The sequence below is a fragment of the Thalassospira permensis NBRC 106175 genome (assembly GCF_000714555.1).
GTDB lineage: Bacteria > Pseudomonadota > Alphaproteobacteria > Rhodospirillales > Thalassospiraceae > Thalassospira > Thalassospira xiamenensis.
This window is the reverse complement of sequence record NZ_AUNC01000012.1, coordinates 1-18,807: the sequence shown is the minus strand read 5'-3', so window position 1 is coordinate 18,807 and position 18,807 is coordinate 1. Positions and strand designations below refer to the sequence as shown.

21 protein-coding genes are annotated in these 18,807 nt (G+C 52.3%); 10 read left to right on the top strand and 11 right to left on the bottom strand.

Features of this window, described 5'->3' with window-relative positions:
* The first annotated feature begins 75 nt into the window (after positions 1-75).
* Together SMB34_RS07215 and SMB34_RS07210 are read left to right on the top strand one after the other, a co-directional pair.
* Positions 76-1,293, top strand: a complete 1,218-nt coding sequence (locus tag SMB34_RS07215) for a CaiB/BaiF CoA transferase family protein (protein ID WP_007088611.1) — start codon at positions 76-78, stop codon at positions 1,291-1,293.
* The gene (locus SMB34_RS07210; protein ID WP_007088612.1) at positions 1,290-2,138 is read left to right on the top strand and encodes a citryl-CoA lyase; all 849 of its coding nucleotides are present in this window, start codon (positions 1,290-1,292) and stop codon (positions 2,136-2,138) included. The genes SMB34_RS07215 and SMB34_RS07210 overlap by 4 nt, the downstream gene beginning before the upstream one ends.
* A 4-nt stretch (positions 2,139-2,142) precedes the next feature.
* Here the strand turns inward: SMB34_RS07210 and SMB34_RS07205 are convergent, their stop codons facing one another.
* From SMB34_RS07205 to SMB34_RS07190, 4 genes are all read right to left on the bottom strand, one after another.
* Positions 2,143-2,922, bottom strand: coding sequence for an anti-sigma factor family protein (locus SMB34_RS07205; protein ID WP_037988909.1), 780 nt, complete (start codon positions 2,920-2,922; stop codon positions 2,143-2,145).
* Positions 2,919-3,422 carry an RNA polymerase sigma factor gene (locus tag SMB34_RS07200; protein ID WP_037988907.1) on the bottom strand — a complete coding sequence of 168 codons (504 nt, stop codon included), beginning with the start codon at positions 3,420-3,422 and terminating at the stop codon, positions 2,919-2,921. Before SMB34_RS07200 ends, SMB34_RS07205 begins: the two co-directional genes overlap by 4 nt.
* A 93-nt stretch (positions 3,423-3,515) precedes the next feature.
* The gene (locus tag SMB34_RS07195) at positions 3,516-3,902 is read right to left on the bottom strand and encodes a COG4315 family predicted lipoprotein (RefSeq protein ID WP_156962653.1); all 387 of its coding nucleotides are present in this window, start codon (positions 3,900-3,902) and stop codon (positions 3,516-3,518) included.
* Between the two features lie 93 nt (positions 3,903-3,995).
* A complete protein-coding gene (locus tag SMB34_RS07190; protein WP_233421809.1) occupies positions 3,996-5,042 on the bottom strand; it encodes an ABC transporter substrate-binding protein in 1,047 nt (348 codons plus the stop codon).
* 228 nt (positions 5,043-5,270) lie between these two features.
* On the opposite strand from SMB34_RS07190, the gene SMB34_RS07185 reads away from it, so the two are divergent.
* Complete coding sequence (locus tag SMB34_RS07185; protein ID WP_007088617.1) at positions 5,271-5,936, top strand: response regulator transcription factor; 666 nt, start codon at positions 5,271-5,273, stop codon at positions 5,934-5,936.
* Positions 5,933-7,339, top strand: coding sequence for a sensor histidine kinase (locus SMB34_RS07180; RefSeq protein WP_037988904.1), 1,407 nt, complete (start codon positions 5,933-5,935; stop codon positions 7,337-7,339). Before SMB34_RS07185 ends, SMB34_RS07180 begins: the two co-directional genes overlap by 4 nt.
* An 8-nt stretch (positions 7,340-7,347) precedes the next feature.
* On the opposite strand, the gene SMB34_RS07175 is transcribed toward SMB34_RS07180, so the two are convergent.
* Positions 7,348-8,325, bottom strand: coding sequence for a DNA-binding response regulator (locus SMB34_RS07175; protein WP_240478774.1), 978 nt, complete (start codon positions 8,323-8,325; stop codon positions 7,348-7,350).
* A gap of 134 nt (positions 8,326-8,459) precedes the next feature.
* Between SMB34_RS07175 and SMB34_RS07170 the strand changes: the two genes are divergently transcribed.
* The 3 genes from SMB34_RS07170 to SMB34_RS07160 all read left to right on the top strand — a co-directional run bounded on the left by SMB34_RS07170 (position 8,460) and on the right by SMB34_RS07160 (position 11,703).
* Positions 8,460-9,626: an EAL domain-containing response regulator gene (locus SMB34_RS07170; RefSeq protein ID WP_037988900.1), complete on the top strand. Its 1,167-nt coding sequence runs from the start codon at positions 8,460-8,462 to the stop codon at positions 9,624-9,626.
* 177 nt (positions 9,627-9,803) lie between these two features.
* Positions 9,804-10,196 carry a putative pterin-binding protein gene (locus tag SMB34_RS07165; RefSeq protein WP_233421808.1) on the top strand — a complete coding sequence of 131 codons (393 nt, stop codon included), beginning with the start codon at positions 9,804-9,806 and terminating at the stop codon, positions 10,194-10,196.
* 43 nt (positions 10,197-10,239) lie between these two features.
* Entirely contained in the window at positions 10,240-11,703 is a 1,464-nt protein-coding gene (locus tag SMB34_RS07160) for a sensor histidine kinase (RefSeq protein WP_240478773.1), read from the top strand.
* Between the two features lie 46 nt (positions 11,704-11,749).
* On the opposite strand, the gene SMB34_RS07155 is transcribed toward SMB34_RS07160, so the two are convergent.
* The 4 genes from SMB34_RS07155 to SMB34_RS07140 form a co-directional block, all read right to left on the bottom strand.
* Positions 11,750-12,964: a response regulator gene (locus tag SMB34_RS07155; protein WP_007088623.1), complete on the bottom strand. Its 1,215-nt coding sequence runs from the start codon at positions 12,962-12,964 to the stop codon at positions 11,750-11,752.
* A gap of 22 nt (positions 12,965-12,986) precedes the next feature.
* The gene (locus SMB34_RS07150; protein WP_007088624.1) at positions 12,987-13,457 is read right to left on the bottom strand and encodes a response regulator; all 471 of its coding nucleotides are present in this window, start codon (positions 13,455-13,457) and stop codon (positions 12,987-12,989) included.
* Between the two features lie 210 nt (positions 13,458-13,667).
* Entirely contained in the window at positions 13,668-14,138 is a 471-nt protein-coding gene (locus tag SMB34_RS07145) for a DoxX family protein (RefSeq protein ID WP_051682168.1), read from the bottom strand.
* A 38-nt stretch (positions 14,139-14,176) separates the two neighbouring features.
* Positions 14,177-14,878, bottom strand: coding sequence for a pirin family protein (locus tag SMB34_RS07140; RefSeq protein ID WP_037989206.1), 702 nt, complete (start codon positions 14,876-14,878; stop codon positions 14,177-14,179).
* A 138-nt stretch (positions 14,879-15,016) separates the two neighbouring features.
* On the opposite strand from SMB34_RS07140, the gene SMB34_RS07135 reads away from it, so the two are divergent.
* Both SMB34_RS07135 and SMB34_RS07130 read left to right on the top strand, forming a co-directional pair.
* On the top strand, positions 15,017-15,928 hold the full coding sequence (locus SMB34_RS07135; protein ID WP_037988895.1) for a LysR family transcriptional regulator: 912 nt from the start codon (positions 15,017-15,019) through the stop codon (positions 15,926-15,928).
* A 63-nt stretch (positions 15,929-15,991) separates the two neighbouring features.
* Positions 15,992-16,813 carry a sirohydrochlorin chelatase gene (locus SMB34_RS07130; protein WP_240478772.1) on the top strand — a complete coding sequence of 274 codons (822 nt, stop codon included), beginning with the start codon at positions 15,992-15,994 and terminating at the stop codon, positions 16,811-16,813.
* Positions 16,814-16,823: 10 nt separating this feature from the next.
* Here SMB34_RS07130 and SMB34_RS07125 read toward each other — a convergent pair whose 3' ends face one another.
* Positions 16,824-17,756: a LysR family transcriptional regulator gene (locus SMB34_RS07125; RefSeq protein WP_007088629.1), complete on the bottom strand. Its 933-nt coding sequence runs from the start codon at positions 17,754-17,756 to the stop codon at positions 16,824-16,826.
* A 100-nt stretch (positions 17,757-17,856) separates the two neighbouring features.
* Entirely contained in the window at positions 17,857-18,033 is a 177-nt protein-coding gene (locus SMB34_RS21030) for a hypothetical protein (protein ID WP_156486474.1), read from the bottom strand.
* A 234-nt stretch (positions 18,034-18,267) separates the two neighbouring features.
* On the opposite strand from SMB34_RS21030, the gene SMB34_RS07120 reads away from it, so the two are divergent.
* Positions 18,268-18,717 (top strand): PaaI family thioesterase, encoded by a 450-nt coding sequence (locus tag SMB34_RS07120; protein WP_007088630.1) that lies wholly within the window; start codon positions 18,268-18,270, stop codon positions 18,715-18,717.
* The last annotated feature ends 90 nt before the right edge of the window (positions 18,718-18,807 follow it).

Below are 18,807 nucleotides of genomic sequence, written 5' to 3'. Positions count from 1 at the left end.
ATTGGGCGTTTTGTGATTGGTCAAAATTCTATATAATAGAACAAAATTCTACCAGACAGAATTTAAGGAAATCTCATGGATACGACCAAACCACTTGCCGGTATTACCGTTCTGGACCTGACCAACGTTCTGGCGGGCCCGTTTTGCTGCCATCAGCTTGCCCATCTGGGGGCTGATGTCATCAAAGTCGAAGCACCCGGTCGGGGGGACCTTGCACGTCAATTGGGCGCGGATCAGGGATTGAATGAAAAGCTGATGGGGGTTTCGTTCATGGCGCAGAATGCCGGGAAACGATCCGTCACGCTGAACCTCAAGGATCCGCGCGGTAAGGAAATACTCAAAAAGCTGGTCGCGAAGGCGGATGTCGTTGTCGAAAATTTCCGACCCGGCGTGATGGATCGGCTTGACCTTGGCTATGATGTGCTGTCGAGGGTAAATCCGGCGCTGGTTTACTGTGCGATTTCGGGTTTCGGGCAAACCGGACCGATGAAAAAGCTGCCTGCCTATGACCAGATCGTGCAGGGGCTTTCGGGCATTATGACAATCACCGGCGAAGAAGATAAGGAAACCTATCGTGTCGGATATCCGATGGCTGACACGATAGGGGGCCTTACCGCCGCATACGCAATCACAGCGGCACTTGCCGGGCGTGCCATGGGAAGCAATGAAGGCAAGGGCAGTTTTATCGATATTTCGATGCTGGAATCCGTAATTGCCACCATGGGGTGGGTGGTGTCGAATTTCCTGATCGCCGGGAAACAGCCAACAGCCAACGGAAACGATAATTTCACATCCTCGCCGTCGGGTACTTTCCGCACACAGGATGGCAAGATCAACATTGCAGCAAACAAACAGGAACAGTTTGAAGCCGTTTGTGATGTTCTGGAATTGCCAGACCTGAAAATCGATCCGCGTTTCATTACCCGAACGGAACGCCTGTCGCATCGCAGGGAACTAAGCGATCTGCTTGAAGGAATACTCGTAACCCGTCCAACAGATCACTGGGTTTCAAAATTCAACGCCGCTGGCGTACCGGCAGGCGCGGTTTTGACCGTGCCGCATGCCCTTTCGCTGCCGCAAATTGCTGATCGCGGGATGCTTGCCGATTTTACCGATGTACCGGGTGCCGAACGTGACATCCGCATTCTGCGTACCGGTATCAAGATGAATGGCGACGCGCCTTCGGTTAATGCGCCGCCACCGGTTCTGGGACAGGACAACGAAACCATTCTGGCCACTCTTGGTCTTTCCGCCGAGGAGGTCGCCACCTTGAAAGCCGAGGGCGTGCTATGAGCGATAAAACTGCAGAAGACATTGAAAACGAAGTCAGCGACTGGTGGAAAACATCCATCATCGATATGGAACCGGGGAAAATCCATTTCAGCGGTTACCCCATTGAGGACCTGATCGGCAATATCAGTTTCCCCGGTATGATTTGGTTGATGACGCGCGGTGAGTTACCATCAAAGGGACAGGCAGCCTTGCTTGAGGCCGCGCTTGTCGCGGCAGTCGATCACGGCCCGCAGGCACCGAGTATCGCAATCGCGCGAATGGCTGCGACCTGCGGGGTCGGGTTGAATAACGCGATGGCCAGTGCTGTAAATGTTCTGGGTGATGTTCATGGTGGGGCGGGCGAACAGGCTGTCGGACTTTACCACGATATTGCCGCGCGCATGGATAGCGGCGCAAGCCTGGCCGATGCGACAGCTGCTGGTCTGGATCATCAGATTGCCGAACATGGCAAACATATTCCGGGATTTGGGCATCGTTTCCATCCGCTTGATCCGCGTGCCCCGCGTTTATTGTCGCTTGTTGAAAAGGCGGCTGCGGAGGGCATCGTTTCCGGGCGCTTTGGACAGATCGCCAGTCAGATCGAGGAAACCCTTCTGCAACGCAAAGGCAAACGCATCCCGATGAATATCGACGGTGCGACGGCGGTGATATATGCCGAGCTTGGATTTGCAGCACCTCTTGCACGGGGCTTGTTCTGTTTGTCCCGTTCGGTTGGGATACTGGCCCACGCGTGGGAGCAAACCAATCAGGGGGGGCGCAACAAGGGGCCAATTCCGCGTCGCCTGATCTGGAATTATGACGGTCCGGAACGCCGCCCGTTCCCGAAAGATGTCGGCGATCAGTAAGGTTTCAGGTCGGCAGCTGCGCGTAGATGCTGCGCGCAGCACTTTCCAGAAGATCCCGATCAAATTCGCCACTTAAGGCATAACCGATCCCCTGATCGACCCAGTAAAAGGTGCCGATAGACCCTTTCTGATCATAGCGAAATGTCGTTGATCCATTATCAGGATCACGTGCGATCATTACGGTCAGTCTTGCGCCACTGCCATCCTGATACATCAAAAGCGCACCGGGTTTGCCATCAAAGGGCACCAATCGCCCGCCAACGAGTTCGAAACCTTGTGTTTCCAGATCAGGCGCCGTCATCGACATGCCAAGACGTTTGCCTAGCCACGTGACCAGATGATCCTTTTCATTGGCGTAGACTTCTACCGGATGGCGAACTTCGCTGGCATAAATTCCATATCCGTCACGTGATGCCTTTTGAAGGATGTCGATATAGGAGGCTTCACGGCTGGTTGGGCCAATGATTTTTTGTCCCAAAAGCGCGCTGGCCCCTCCGGCGATAAACAGGATCAAAGCCGCAGCAAGGTTACGCCAGATTGTGCGATGATGTTCTGTTGTTGATGCGCGACGTCGTGATAGGGGAAGTCCCAGATCTGCATCAGGTTCGGGGAACAGATCCCTAAGAATTACATTTTGTCTGCGCCAGGTTTCAACCTTTTGCCGGTCTTCAGGGTGGGTTTCAAGCCAGTCGTCGACAGTCTGTCGACGTTCATCAGATAATTGGTTGTCGACCCACGCATGAAGATCATTTTCGGTTACGGATGTGTTGTTCCTATCGTTCATCTGGAACTCCGTAGTTCAACAATATTGTTGCCGGAAAGCTGTTTGGCAAGGAAGTGACGGGCACGTGACAGGCGTGACATTACCGTGCCTACCGGGATGTCAAGAATCTCTGCAGTTTCGCCATAGCTGTATCCTTCAATCGCCACCAACATCAATACAGATCGCTGATCGGCCGGCAGTTTTTCCACGGCCTCGCGAAAGGCATAATGTTCGACAGCCAGATTGGGACTTTGAAGACCCGGATCGCTGTCGGTGGTATTGATTGGGATATGTGGCGGGGTGCGGCGGTTTTTGCGCAGGTTATTGTAATTCAGATTGGTCATGATTCGTGTCATCCATGCGCGCAGATTGGTGCCGCGCCAGGATGCCTCGTTCTCTACAGCATTTGTCAGGCAGTCCTGCAACAGGTCTTCGGCATCGTGCGATGATCGGGTCAGGCTGCGCGCATAGCGGCGCAATTGCGGGATCAGATCAAGCATCGCCTGACTCTGTCGCGACATCACATTATCCTCCGGGCAGCACGAAACGAATTTCGTACTGCCCCGGAAGACTTGCAAAACAAATTGCAGTCAGACCTGTTACGGATTGATCGCTTAAGGACGGGCAGCATCCCAGATATCCTTGAAGCCATGACCCGTTGTGTCGCCTTTTTTAGTGTCTTTGACCCAGAAATAGAGCGGTTTTCCGTCTTTGGCCCATTGCATTTCGCCGGTTTTACGCTGGATCAGGCCGAAGTTGCCATCCGCAGTTGCACCGGCTTTGGCAATAAAGGGCGGCCAAGCACTTGCGCAGGCATCATAGCAATTCGATTGTCCGTCCGTGTCCTTGCGAAAAGTGTAAAGGGTCAAGCCATTTCCACCGGCAAGTACCGGGCCAATGCCGGTTTCAACGGTCATGGTATCGGGAGCAGCAAGGGCGACGGTCGAAAGCGGTAGGGACATCACAGTGAACAGGCCGGCAGCGATCATAAGCTTCTTCATGAATTCCTCCTTGGAATAGGGACGGATCGAAAATCCGCCTTCATCAAGCAAGACACCGCCGCATGGTATTTTATTCCGGCCGATACAAAATTTTTACCGGCGATTAAGCAATGCATCCTGCCAGCGGCTTAAAAACCGCTGGCGTTTTGCCTGATCGAGATAAACCAGAAGCCCGGGCCCTACGGGGAATGATCGGACCCGTTCGCCGTAGCGGTCGAAAATCAGCGACGAAAACGGGCTGGGTGGGACATCGGGGCGGACCGGGTTAAAATTCCCTTCATCCTGCAGGATGCTCTGGCCTTCGATAGAAAGGATATAGTCAAGGAATCTGCCGCCAGTTTCCGGGTTGCGCGCGCCGCGCGGAATGATGGCGATACGGGAATAAACAACGATGAAATCATCAGGCAGGATCACCCCAAGATTGGGGTTTCGGCGACTGAATGTTTCTGCATATGATCCCAGCAAATTGTATCCCAGGACCAACTGGCCGTCGGCGATTTTTTCAAGCATCGGGGATGTGTTGGAATACAGTTTTACCCTTGCCTGCCCCAGTGTGCGGACAAAATCCCATATCCCCGAAAAAAAGCGTTCATCGCGTGCCAGAAACAGGAAGCCAACCCCGCTGCGCTCGATATCATAGGTCGTGACTTTTTCGCTGAGCAGATCATCATGATCGTTCAGAAGCCGGATGAGGTCGTTACGTGTTCTTGGAGGTTCGAGATTGTTTTCGCGAAAGAACTGCCGATTATACGCCATTACGGCGGGTTCTTGCGTGACGGCAAATGCTTCGTTGCGCCAGCGCGCCCAGTTTGGCAAAGCGCGGGTCTGATCGCTTTGATGGGAAATGGCATAACCGTCATTCGCCAGTTTCATCTGCAAGTCCATCGAAGAACTGATCACCAGATCGGCGTTTGGTTCTCCGGCTTCATGCTCCGCCAGGGTCTGGTGATACATTTCCAGCGTTTGTAGCTGATGATATTCGACGCGAATTTCAGGGTTACTTTGCTGGAAGCCATCAATCACAGGGCGAAAGGCCTCGATGTCGGCCGATCCATAAATGACGACAGTTCGACTTTCCGATAACAGGTTCTGTTCCGGGTCGCCGGGACCTGTATTTTGCTGTGCAGGAAAAACAAACAACTCGGCAGACGCAGGAAAAACGCGGAAAATTGCTGCGCAGAAAACTGCAATAATGATAGTACTGCGCAGGTTCATTGCTTACAGGCCCTCATTAACCGTTTACGCGCAGGCGTGATGCCAGATGATTATATCAAGGCTTTCCCGATCCGGCAAAATCTGGAAAATTCATGTGGTTCGGGCAATATGTACCAGACCTTTCTGGTTTAACAGGGGACCGGACCCGATACAATGAGAGTCCTTGTCGTAGAAGATCACGCAGCACTTGCCGATGGCATCGCCCGCTCCTTGCAGTTGGCGGGCTATGCGGTTGATGTGATTTCCGATGGCGAGGAAGCGGATGAAATTCTGCGTACACAGGAATACGGTCTTGTGGTGCTTGATCTCAACCTTCCCAGGATGGACGGACTTGAAATACTACGCCGGTTGCGTCATCGCGGGTCAGAAAGTGCGGTGTTGATCCTTACGGCCCGCAACGATATCGATGATCGTGTGCGCGGCCTTGATCTTGGTGCGGATGATTATCTGGCAAAACCGTTTGAACTGATCGAGCTTGAAGCGCGTGTGCGCGCCCTTATGCGTCGCCATTCCGGTACGCATAATACCCGGATCACCTGTGGCCGCCTGACATATGATACCGTAGCCCGTCGTGCGATGATTGACGGCGAGGATATCGAAATTCCAAGGCGAGAACTGAATATCCTTGAGATTCTGTTGCTGCGGCTTGGGCATGTCTTATCCAAGGAACAGATTACAGACCAGCTTGCCGGGTTTGAGGATGATATCAGTGCAAACGCGGTCGAACTTTATATCAGTCGATTGCGCAAACGCGTCGAAACGGCTGATGTCAAAATCCAGACCATCCGCGGCCTTGGCTATCTGCTGAAAAAAACATGAAGTGGCGTAACGCATCCCTTCGCCGGCGATTGCTGATCTGGCTTCTGATCCCGTTGCTTCTGATCAGTTCGCTGATGCTGTTCGAGGTGCGCAGCAATGCCGTGCATTCCGCCAATCAGGCGTTTGATCGTGCGCTTCTGAGTTCTGCACTGGCAATTGCTGATCGTGTGGTTTTGATTGGCGGCCAGATCGAGGTTGACGTGCCTTATGTCGCGCTTGAGATGCTGACAAGCTCCGCACAGGATCGGGTTTTTTATCAGGTCAGTACTGCACAAGGTGAATTCATCACTGGTTATGAGGAATTACCGCCGGTTCCCGAAAAACTGATGCCACTACTTGAAGAGCCGGTATTTTATGATGCGGAATATAACGGTGAACGTGTGCGGATCGGGGCGTTATCGCGGTATGTTGCTAGTGCAAGGATGGCGACCCGTTTTCATGTATTGGTCGCGGAAACTACCGGAACACGCGAAAGCCTGAGCGAGGATATTCTGGCACGTGCCGCTGTCCGGCAATTCGGACTGATCCTGATTGCGGCTCTTATTGTCTGGTTTGGGATCGGGCAGGGGCTTAAACCGCTGGCGCGATTGGAAGAAGCACTTAACCGCAGATCGCCTTCGGACCTGAGGCCGATTTTGCATGATGTCCCAACCGAAGTGCGCCACCTTGTCGGGGCGATCAACCATTTGCTGAAACGTTTGGAAAATACGCTTTCGACCATGCAGCGCTTTACCGCAGATGCCGCGCATCAGTTGCGGACACCATTGGCGGCGTTACGTACCCAGGCCGAGCTGGGACTGCGTGAAAAGGACCCGGAAAAGCTGCATGATGTCATGGAAAAGCTGGCGGCATCAACGCGTCAGACATCCCATCTTGCCAATCAGTTGCTGGCATCTGCACGGTCCGCGCCCGAAGGTCTGGCCGGACGACCCTTTGTCCGTATTGATCTGGGCGAGATCACACGTGCGGTCACGGGCAGCAAGGTGCCCGAGGCACTGGAACGCGGTATTGATCTCGGATACGAAGGGATTGACGGGGCGGCCCCGATCATGGGCGATGCGACGCTGATCGAGGAATTGCTGAAGAACCTGATCCACAATGCGTTGACCTATTGCCCAGAAGGCAGTTCGGTCACGGTTCGGTTAATGCCCGAGGCAGGTAACACTGCATTCATCAAGCTGGTGGTGGAGGATGACGGGCCGGGCATTGCGCTTGAACATCGCAAGCATGTGTTCGAGCGGTTCTATCGCGTGTCGGATGGCGGGGAAGACGGATGTGGTCTTGGCCTGTCTATTGTGCGCGAAATCGCCTTGCGCCACGATACCCGTATCGGGCTGGATGAACCCGAAAATCACAGCGGCGCGATCTTCTCGGTGCGTTTCCGATTGGCATCAGACCAATAAAACGCACTTTAACGGCGAAGGGCTGGGATGGTCGACAGCACGGTTTTCATTAATTGCGGCTGCCTGTTAACTCCGATTTTGGAAAACACCGTTTTAAGATAGGTGCGCGCCGAGCTTAGCGAAATACCGACCAGATCTGCGGCCTGATCAAGGGACATTCCTTCTGCCAGTTTTTGTGTCAGTTTGGCCTCGGACCGGGTCAGACCAAACACATCAATCAGATCATCAATTGTTGGCGGCCCCATTCGTTCCGGTTCAACCAGAATGAACACAAAACTGTCTTTCTTGTCAGCACCATTTCGTACACGACGCAGGAAAACCGAAAGGGCACCCTGTTCATGATCAAGCGAGAAACCGCGTTGCATCGCAGGGACACGACCGGCGGGGGGGTGCAGAAACCGATCCAGATCATCCGGGGCATTGTCGATCAGAAGCCGGTTTTCAGGATTAACCTGCATGGCGGGTGATCGGCGTAGCATTTCCGCAGCCTGTGCATTCATATGTGAAATCGCAAGCCGATTGTCGGTTGCAATCAGCCCCAGATGAAAGAGATCCAGGAATGCCGCGGGGATGGTATCGCGGCTTTCTCCGCGTTTGCGGGCGATTTCGGTTTCGATGCCCTCAAGAACCGTCTTCAGGGCGGTAGGTTTGGGGTAGAACCGAAATACACCGAATTCATTGACCGCGGTTAATGCTGATTGCAGATCGGCATAGCCGGTCAACATGACGATGATCAGATCGCTTCGAAGATTTCGAAGCTTGGCCGCCAGCTCAAGTCCGGTCATGATCGGCATGTGAATGTCAAGGATCGCCGCCGTAACATCGGGATCACCAGAAATTTCTGCCAGCGCGGTTTGCGGATTGTTGAAATACAATCCCTGCCAATGCGGGGCGAGACGCGCGAAATTCCGCCGGTGCGATGACAGAAGGTTTTCATCATCATCGACAAAAGCAATGCGGACAGGCTGATCCGACACCATTGTCATGCACACTCCACATATGGGGATATTGGTGCGTCTATCCTGACATTATTCTTCAGTATATCAAGACCTGTATGAACTGGTGAAGATCGTTTGTGCCCAGAATCTTTAAGGTTTCGTACTAACCGGAGTTGTTTCAGATGAGCGTTGCTGCAGCCGGTCTTCCGACGGTTCTGATAGTAGATGATGATGAGAATCTTCTGGCTTCGGTATCCCGTTCTTTGTCCGGAAGCTTTAATTTAGTCAAATATATCAATGGTGAAGCAGCTCTTGAATGGTTATCCAAAAATCGTTCGGGTGTGAATATCATTGTAGCTGATCTGGTGATGCCGACGATTGATGGAATCAGCTTTCTGAAACGTGCATTTCGGTGCGCCCCCGATATTCCGAGGATTCTGCTAACCGGAAATATTTCGGCAGTTCCCATGCGTGAAGCAAACGGTCTGGCAAAAGTCAGTAAAATTCTGACAAAGCCGATTTCGATTTCGACCTTCAAGGAAGTGCTTTTCAAGACGATTGAGGACAAACGCAAAGAAAATCATGCTGATCAACTCATTACCGATACGTTGAATGAGCTTCTTGATCGATCCGCAGTCATAACCGCGTTCCAGCCCCGTGTCAGTGCCGAAGACTTTTCGCGAACGGGGGGCGAGGTTCTTTGCCGAATGTCCGATGTGCATAAAGGTTATGATATCGGGACAATCATCAGGCAGTGCCAAAATCAGCCTGTCATGGATCGTCTGACGATGTGTTTGATGGATATGACGATTAATTCAGCGCCTGTTTATCGCAAAATTCTGGGTTCAGGTGCCCTGTTGTCACTTAATCTTGATTACGCCTCGGTTTGCAACAGCCAGTTCGTTCAGGCTTTGTCTGGCTTTGTTGCTGAAATGCAGAAATGTGGTTTGGAAGTCGCGTTTGAAATTCATGAAATGCAGCTCCGCAAGATTGACGAAAATTTTATAAAAAACGCGAGGGTTCTCTCAGATCGCGGAATACGAATTTTTATCGATGGGTTTGGGGCTGATAAAGGGGCGTTGGAGTTGCTGCGCCACGAATTTTTTGTTGGCGTTAAACTTGATCGTCGATTGATCCGCCAGGTGATGGAAAATGACGATACGGGCAGGTTTATTTCTTGGATTGTCCAGATATGCCGACAGATTGATTATTCGGTCGTCGCCACCGGCGTTGAAAATGAGGCAACAGCCCTTCGTCTCAGAAGTTATGGCGTTGATGAATTGCAGGGATATCTGTTTGGTATGCCACAACCGATTGAAGAACATATTCCAAGTATCTTTACGCAATGAACCGGCCATACAGCCATTTTTTCCGGTCCAGCTATTGTTGTAACCCTTTGGCGTGACCAATGTGTAAATCAGTTTCGGAGTACAACTATGATGATGAAAACGATCATTAAATTTACGATGGCTTTGTGTGTCATCGGTTTTCTCTCAACGGAAAACGCCCGAGCAGCCGGAAAGCTCATGCTCTCAAACACGGGCGGTGAAACGGTGACTGTCTCGTTTGATGAATTGACCAAACTGCCAAGCACCGAGTTTTACACCTCGACCCCATGGACGGATGGTGTTCAGAAATTTCAGGGTGTCGATTTCGACGTTCTGTTCGATACCTATGGCATCACCGCCGATACAGTCCGCGTTTCTGCGCTAAATGATTATAGCGTGATGGTTCCGGCTGGTGTCCTGCGTCGTGACAATGCCATCCTGGTTTATCGACTGAATGATGCGGAAATGTCGGTACGTGACAAAGGGCCGTTTTGGGTTGTGTTCCCCTATGACAGCGATACCCGTTTCCAGACTGATACCTATTGGTCTTATTCCGTCTGGCAGGTGAAGTCGATTGATGGGCAAAACTAGAAATTTTCTGTCAAAAATATCGAACAGGGCCATTTTTTCAATTTTGGCTCTGTTCGTTGTTCTTTATGGGGTTTTCTCGATCGCAATCGTAAGAAAGCTCGAAGATGAGAAATTTGCCTATCGCGAAAATTTTGCATGGGCAGTTTTCCAGATTCAGCGGCAGTTCCTCGAAATCGAACGGTATATCGAGTATGCCCGTTCCGATGGCGTTGTTGAGAGGGAGGAGCTTGAAAAGGTTTTACTGGAATATGAAATCTTTGTTAGCAGAACCCTATTGGTCAAGCAGGGTGAAGGGTTTCAGGTTTTAGCCCAAATCCCGGAAGTTGGCGATTTGCTTGCGATGCTTGATGAAAAGATCGCACGGATTGATGAGCGGATCAAAAGCGTATCGAACGCGACTGCATTGGTGGAATTTATCCGCGAAGAACTTGTGTCGATCGATGATCCCTTGCAGCAGGCGGTGGTGCGGACAACAAATTTTGTGTCAGTCTACAATGCAAGTAACATCGCGAGCGTAAAGTCCGACATAGAGATTCTGTCATATCTGTTCTTTTCCGGGATGATCGTGATGATTGGTCTGGCGATCTTTGTAATTCGTCACCGTCAACGTGCATTTGCTGCCGATATCGATGCAAGACGCGCACGTCAGGAACAGGAAGTGATCGAAGAAGCTGCAGATTACGCGAAAATGCATGCTTTGGGGACGCTGGCTGGTGGGGTTGCACATGAAATCAATACCCCAGCCCAATACATACAGAACAATCTTGAATTTCTCTCTGACAGCTTTGACGATTTCGTTCATGCACTCCGCAAAGACGAAGGTGACGGGTCTGTTCGTCTTGAACTGGCGCCGGAACGGATCGATTTTATGACCGAAGAAATACCGCTTGCGATCCGCGAGAGTATTCAGGGGCTTGATCGCATAGCGGAAATTGTTCGTGGTATCCGGAAATTTGCCCATCCTACAACGGACTCTGTGGAACGGATTTCCATCGCCGAGGAAATTGAAACGGCGATAACGTTGACGCGCAACCAAGTCAAACATGTAGCCGAACTCGAACAAAGCTATGATACGGACGTCACCGAAGTTGAAGGGCGGCGGAACCATTTGTCACAGGCCCTGATCAACCTGATCGTCAATGCTTCGCAGGCGATCCGCGAGTCGGGCCAACGTTCCGGCAAAATCAAACTGAATGTCACGTCGGACGCTGAGAATGTTTTTATCCGATTACGCGATAATGGCGGTGGTGTCCCCGAGGATTTACGAGATCGAATTTTCGATTATTTCTTCACGACGAAGGAACGGGGCGTTGGGACGGGGCAGGGTTTGCCGATATGTCGGAAATTGATTCAGGACGATTTTAACGGTGACTTGACCCTTTCCGCTCCGGACGGCGAAGGGGCGGAATTCGTTATTCGAATTCCGAAACCTGGTGTTCGATCAACTGATGATGATAGTGCATTGAATTACACCGCGACCGATGAATTCTACGACATCCGGTCGTGATGTTCATGGCCGTTGGCATCGTTTGACTGAGATGGAAGGTGATTGGTCAGGCTTGGTTATCGCCAAGTGGGGCACAATGACGTTCCCAATTCGCCCATTTTTGCTGGGCATCACAATGGGCGATGAAACCCGAAGCGCGATCATATTTTGCCGCCCGGGTATGACGGTCATTGCCAAACTTGCGGGCAAAATGCTGAGCTGCATAAACGATCAAAAGAGACAGCGAGTCACGGGTTGGCGCAGCTTCGGGGCGATGATGAAAAGCAATGTTTTCGACAATTTCGTGTTTAAAACCCCAGAGAGCGGCCAAGCATGCCGATACGGCAGGATGAGACACTCCAATCTCGCCGATCTCAGTGGAAATGATATCGCATTGATCGTCGTCGGCCTGCTTGCGGCTTAAAGCAACCTGATCAGGTATTACATGCTCCATCACATTCAGGCCGATATGACACAGCAATGCTGCTGCCCGAATCAGATCAATTGTTTCTGAGGGCATGCCTTCAAGTTTTGCGATCCCGGCCGCCATATTGCCCAGAATGAGGCAGCGATCTATTGGCTGGTCGATATTGTCAGGATCAAATCTGGTTTGCTGTCCATGCAAGGTCCAAATGACACATAGTGCCTTGATGGTTTCAAGACCGAACAGGTCAATCAGGGTAACGAGATCCGGACCCTCTGTTGGCAGGATCAGCTTTTCGCGCCGCGCCATTTCGCATACCAGCATAATAAAACCAGGATTTTCAAAGGAGAATTCCTGTAGTTCGTTCTGACTGTGTGGTCCCTTATATTGCAGAATTGCATGAAGCCGGTAAAACACCGGGGGCCAGACAAGTTCAGCAGGCATGCGGTACAGAATATTGATCAGCTGGGGGTCTCGCAGATAGTTGCGCAGTATCAGGCCACGTTCGATGGCATGAATAACTTCCTGATCGCTGCAGGGTTTCATCAGGAAATGATGGGTTGCCGCAAGACCGGTCTGGATAGCCTGTTCATCGGCGTAGCCGGAAAGCAGGATGCGTGCGGTATCCGGATATTTCCGGGCAACAGACCGAAGCAATTCTGCCCCGTCCATCTCGGGCATGCGCATGTCCGAAACAATGACATCTGCACTATGCTGATCCAGATTTACGAGTGCTTCTGCGCCGCTGGTGCAAAACCGCAGTTTCCAATTCGGGCGTTTGGATACAATACGGCGGCGTAATCCGCTGAGGACATGGGGATCATCATCGACGAAAATGATTGAAGCGCTTTCTGGCATCCCGGCTCCTTCGCGGAAGGGTTCAGGCAATTGCTGCCATCAGGCTGGCAGCATCGCAGGGTTTTGACAATACAAATGCGGCTCCTACCGATACGGCTTCTTTGCCCATATCCGGATCAAAAAAGCCGGTCAGCATGATCATGCGGGTGCCTTCTGCATGTTTGATTTGTCGGCGTTTGATTTCATAAAGCGTTTCGATCCCCGACATGCCGGGCATCATGTAATCAATCAGTATGACGTCATAGCTTTGCTGTTTTCGCGACAGTTGCGCCATCATCTGAAGTGCGGTTTCACCGTTTTCTGCAACATCGACGGATTGTGCTCCGCCGCTGCGCAAAATCCGACGGATAGAGAAGCGGACTTCGATACTGTCGTCCACGATCAGGAACTTTTTCTGCGCGTTCGGTTTGCCAAAAGCATTGTCACCCTTACAGCGACGCAAGCCATCGGCAATGGCAATATCATTATGGCTATTGGATTTTATCGCGTTCATTTCTCAAACTCTGACCGTAATGGTTTCCTGAAGACCGGTTGATCAAAATACTGGTTCAGTTGGCAGTCTTTTATGTGTGGATGTTACGTCGATTGAGAAGAGCCACATATCCCTATATAGGGAGGGAAACAAAAAAAGGGCTGCCGGCAAAGGCAGCCCGAAGTCGTTTTTCAGGGAAGAGGGAAGGTCGTTGCGTTGGGGTGAGCAGGATTAGAATTCGATACCAATCTTGTGATCGATCGAATATTTTCCGCCGCCACGGATCAGAACTGAAAGTGCCATCAGGCCCCAGAAGACCGGCATTTCAAACCCGGCATTGTTCCATGCATACCCGTTGGGCAGATGAATGGTGACCGCAACAGCCATAAAGGCAATCACAGCGGCGGCAACCGGGCGGGTCAGAAGACCCACAGTCAGCATCAGGCCGCCCACGAATTCCAGAAGCCCGATCAGAAGGGCAAACAGGAAGCCCGGGGCAAAGCCGATGCTTTCAAGCCAGCCAGCGGTACCTTCAAGGCCATAGCCACCAAAGGCACCAAACAGTTTCTGTGCACCGTGCGGGACCAGAAGAAGACCCGTGGTTACGCGGACGATGACAGGCGATAGAGGTTCAAGGGCAGCCCACAGATTGCCAAGGGCCGGGATAATTGGACGTGGTTTGGTGTGTTCAAGGGACGACATATTCGTTTTCCTTTGAAGGGTCGGACCGGAAGACCGGCTCAGGCGACCATGTCAAAAACAAGAGCTTCGGCTTCGGTTGCGTCGGTGAAAACAAGTTCATCTTCGTCCCGGATGGCGGCACCATCGCCAGCCTTCAGGGTTTCGCCATTCACGCTCAGCATGCCGCGCGCTACTTGCACCCAGGCAATCCGGCCCGGTTCGATTTTATGGGATGCTGTTTCACCTTCACCCAGATGGGCAACGTAAAGATCAACATCCTGATGAATGGTGATCGATCCATCCCGGCCGGTGCGGCTGCCGATCAGTGACAGGCCCGAACCCGTATCGGAACGTGCGATTTCCTTTTCCTCGTAACCAGGTTCGAGGTTCGCGGCTTCGGGTATGACCCAGATTTGCAGGAAATGAACCGGCTTCTCCTTGGAATGGTTGTATTCCGAATGACGGATGCCGGTACCGGCAGTCATGCGTTGCAGGCGGCCCGGACGGATAACGGAACCGGTGCCAAGGCTGTCTTTGTGTTCAAGCGCGCCATCAAGCACATAGGAAATGATTTCCATATCCTTGTGGCCGTGCGTGTCAAAACCGGCACCGGGGATAACCCGGTCTTCGTTAATCACGCGCAGCGGGCCCCAGCCCATCCGTTTCGGGTCGTAATAGTGACCGAAGGAAAAAGTGTGATGGGAGTCAAGCCAGCCAAACTGGGCGCGGCCACGGTCGGCAGATTCGATCTTGGTAATCATGTTGGTCTCCATCGCTGGGTTGTCGTTTGTTGGAGCCAGAATACGCTTTTCGATGAAAGTGACAATTATCGTAATAATGTGCATACTGTCGCAAATTATGCGACAATTGTTGTGACCTTCGCCAGATGGAGCGTTCGGATGGACAAGCTGGTAAGCTTGCAAACCTTTGTAAAAGTGGTTGATGAAGGAAGCTTTGCCGCTGCGGCACGTGCCATCGGGCAGTCACGGTCCCAGGTTAACCGCGCTGTTATTGCACTTGAAGAAGACCTGGGCGTGCAGCTTTTGAACCGTACAACCCGTCAGGTTGCTGTCACGCCAAGCGGGCGCGCTTTTTATGACCGGGCCAAGGCTGTTTTGGCTGATTTGCGCGAAGCAGAAGAAGCCATTCGTGAAAACCGCGCAACCCCGTCGGGGGATATTCGCATCAATGCACCGATGTCCTTTGGCACCCTGCATCTGGGGCCTGCTTTGGTCGATTTTGCCCGTGAATACCCTGAAATACGGGTGGAGCTGGCACTTTCGGACCGGTTCATCGATCCGGTTGCTGATGGTTATGACATGACGGTGCGGATCAGTCAGCCAAGCGAGACATTGGCACTGATTGATCACGAAATCATTCCGATGAACCGGGTTCTGTGTGCATCGCCGGAATTCATCCGAAAGCATGGCGAACCTGTATCGCCCCGTGATCTGGCAACCTTGCCTTGTTTGCATTACGGTAGCTTGCCCGCCGGGTCGAGCTGGAAGATGACCGGACCGGACGGACCGGTTTCGGTGCAGGTGAATGGCGTGTTCTGCTGCAACAATGCCGAGGTTCTGCGTGATGCAGCCCTGGCTGATCTCGGATTGGCATTATTGCCGACCTTTATCGCCGGTCCGGATTTGCAAAGCGGCAATCTTGTCAGTGTTTTGTGTGATTATACCTCGCCAGAGCTTTTCCTGTATCTGTTGTATCCGCCCAGCCGGCAGTTATCTGCGCGTATCCGGCTTCTGGTTGATTTTCTTTATGACCGGTTTGGCGGGCAACCGCGTTGGGATCTGGTACAATAATCTGCCTGTGGTGAAATCCGATCTCTTGCGAGGTCCGTACCAAGCATTAGATCTGGACCAGCTTTGGAACTGTTCAAGGACATGGCGGAATTCGATATGCCGACCCTGATGATTGTGTCGCACGGTAACAGTGGTAATGGCGGTGATCCTGCGGGAACACTGGCAGAAGCCGTGCGCGACCATTGGGCTGGTTTTGTGCACCATGGCTATATGCGCAGCCAGCCTTCGGTTGCGGATCAATTGGCAAAGCTGAAACGCAATCACGCCGCCAGCGAACTGATCGTCTTTCCGCTGTTTTTCAGTGAAGGTTATCTGGTGTTTCAGGAATTGCCGCGCAATTTGCGTGATGCCGGACTTGATCGTGCGGTAATTCTGCCGCCTGCAATCAATTTGCCCGGTTTTGCGGAGATGGTTTCACGTCATGTGAATTCCGCGATGGCGCGGCGTGGCTGGGATTGTTCGGAAACGTCGGTATTTCTTGTGCCGCATGGCCTGAAAACCCTGACCAAAGCATTGCCGGAAACCGTCAGGCTTGCCAATGAAGTGGGTCAGTTCTGCCCCGATGTAGAAATTTGCATTGGAAATATCGAAGGGAACCCGTCCCTTCGCGATTGGCGGAAAATTGGCTCGCGCAAACGGGCTGTGATTGTTCCGATGCTGGCTGGCGGCGGCACGCACGCCACCACCGATCTGCCGGAAATGATTGCCGGGCAACCCGATGAAGCCATTGAGATACTTGATCCGATTGGCGAGTGGGCCGAATTACCCGACTTGATCCTGAAGGAAGCCGCAAAATACGTCCGGACTGAAATGGGCAGGCCAAATCTGCGGTTAAGCGCGAATGCCAAAGACGGCCATGCCGCAAGCAGTGCAGCCATTGTATAAAATGGCGTGATCAGCCAAGACCCGGTTTGACTGTTGTTTCGGACGATTTCTTTAACAGATAGTCCCGGAATATTTTTGCCGAACTGGTCAGGGTATCCTCGCCGTCATGCACGATCAGCAACTGGCGTTTGGCCCAGCTATCGGCAATCGGCGCGCCGGAAATATTCATGTGGTCAATGTAACCGGCAACCGAGCTTTGCCGCAGGAAGCCGATGCCAAGTCCGGCGGCGATCATCTGGCGCAAGGAGCCAAAACGCATGACCTTGATATGCGGATGCATGTCGTGATGCAGTTTGCCCGCCGCCTCGCTGATCAGGTCATCGATAACGCCGCCTTCATGCAGGGAAATGATGTCGTATTTTGCGGCTTCGGCAAAGGTGACCGGGGCGGGATTGGATGGATCGGGGATCAGCGGATGGCCCTTGGGCGTCACGACCCAGATCGGATCGTCGCAAAAGACGTGGTTCGATAAACCCTGACAGGGACCGTTATCGGCCATGATCGCCAGATCGGCGCGGCCTTCGCGGACGGCATCGGATGACTCGCGAGATGTCAGTTCACGGACATCGACGGTCACATCGGGGAAATCACGTTGAAAATCGGCCAGAAAAGCAGGCAGTCCGGTGAGGATTGCCGAGGTTACGGCAGCAAGATAAATCTTGCCCTTTTCGCCGGTATTGAAATCGCGCAACTCGTTTGACAGGTGATTAAGATCACCCAGAAGCTTTTCGCCGTAGCGCGCGAAAATCGCACCTTCTTCCGTCGGTTCGACACCGCGGGGCAGGCGACGCAGCAGCTTGACGCCAAGCATGGCTTCAAGTTCGCCGATGCGGCGACTTACAGCCGATGTCGCGATATGTTCGCGCCGTGCGGCTTCATTGATGCTTCCGGCGCGCACAATGGCGACAAACAACCGGATCGTGACGATATCAAACTTTTGCATTCAACCGTTTTCGGTTGTTTGGTTGAAACCGTCAAGGGCGATGAATTGTCGGCATCTTTTGGATGCCAATCCTCAAACCCGCAGGGTCAGAGAGGGCGAATTAGCCCTCGACCTGACGCCATGCATTGTTCCATTCGGTCATCAGTTCATCATGGGTGCGTGCTTTCGACGATTTCATGATCACGGCGACCTGAAGCGCATGAACAAGGTTGGTGAACCAGTTGACGCGAACTTCGCGTTCGATGGTGGTGGTGTCTTTAAGTGCAAGCGTTGCCATGGTTAGGTTCCTTTGCGTCTGGGGTGATTTCAGATGTACCAGAAGCCGTTTGAACCCACTATTCTCGTTTCACCGCTATCCCCTTCTTGTTTGGAGAACGATAGATATAAGTAATTGATATTGATTGATAAATTTATATCGCAATGCACAATCTATTGCCAAACTCGCATGGTCCAAAATGTTGGATTTATCTGCTATAGATTGGCAAACAGGATTTACGCAAAGGTCGGCGACATGAGTGATGTGGATGACAATCTTGCCTGGGAACAGGCGCATGGTAGCGGGCTTCAGGCTTATCTGGGCTATCAGGTTGTTGAATGGGAAGAAGATCGTGCGGTGGTGGAACTTGAAATCAGGGATCATCACCGCAATCGGGCGGGCATCCTGCATGGTGGCGTGATTGCGACCCTGATGGATACGGCGTCGGGCTGTGCCGTCTGTTACTGTGCTGTTCCGGGGAATGTCCGCAAATCTTTGACCCTGTCGCTGACAACCAATTTCATCGGGATGGCAACCGGCGGCACGGTGCGGGTTGAGGGACGCAAACAGGGCGGCGGGCGCAAGATCGTCTTTACCGAAGCCACCGCCTATAACGCGGCGGGCGAAGTGATCGCAACCGCGACCGGCACCTTCAAATACCATCGCGGCAGCGAGGACCCGAACGGGGTGCCGCGCGACGCATAGGGTTTATGAAAATACAGGACGGCCCCGGATGGTAGCCTGCTTCCCGCTTTTCTGACCGGGTATAAAGTTTTTCAAAAAGTTCTTGATTTG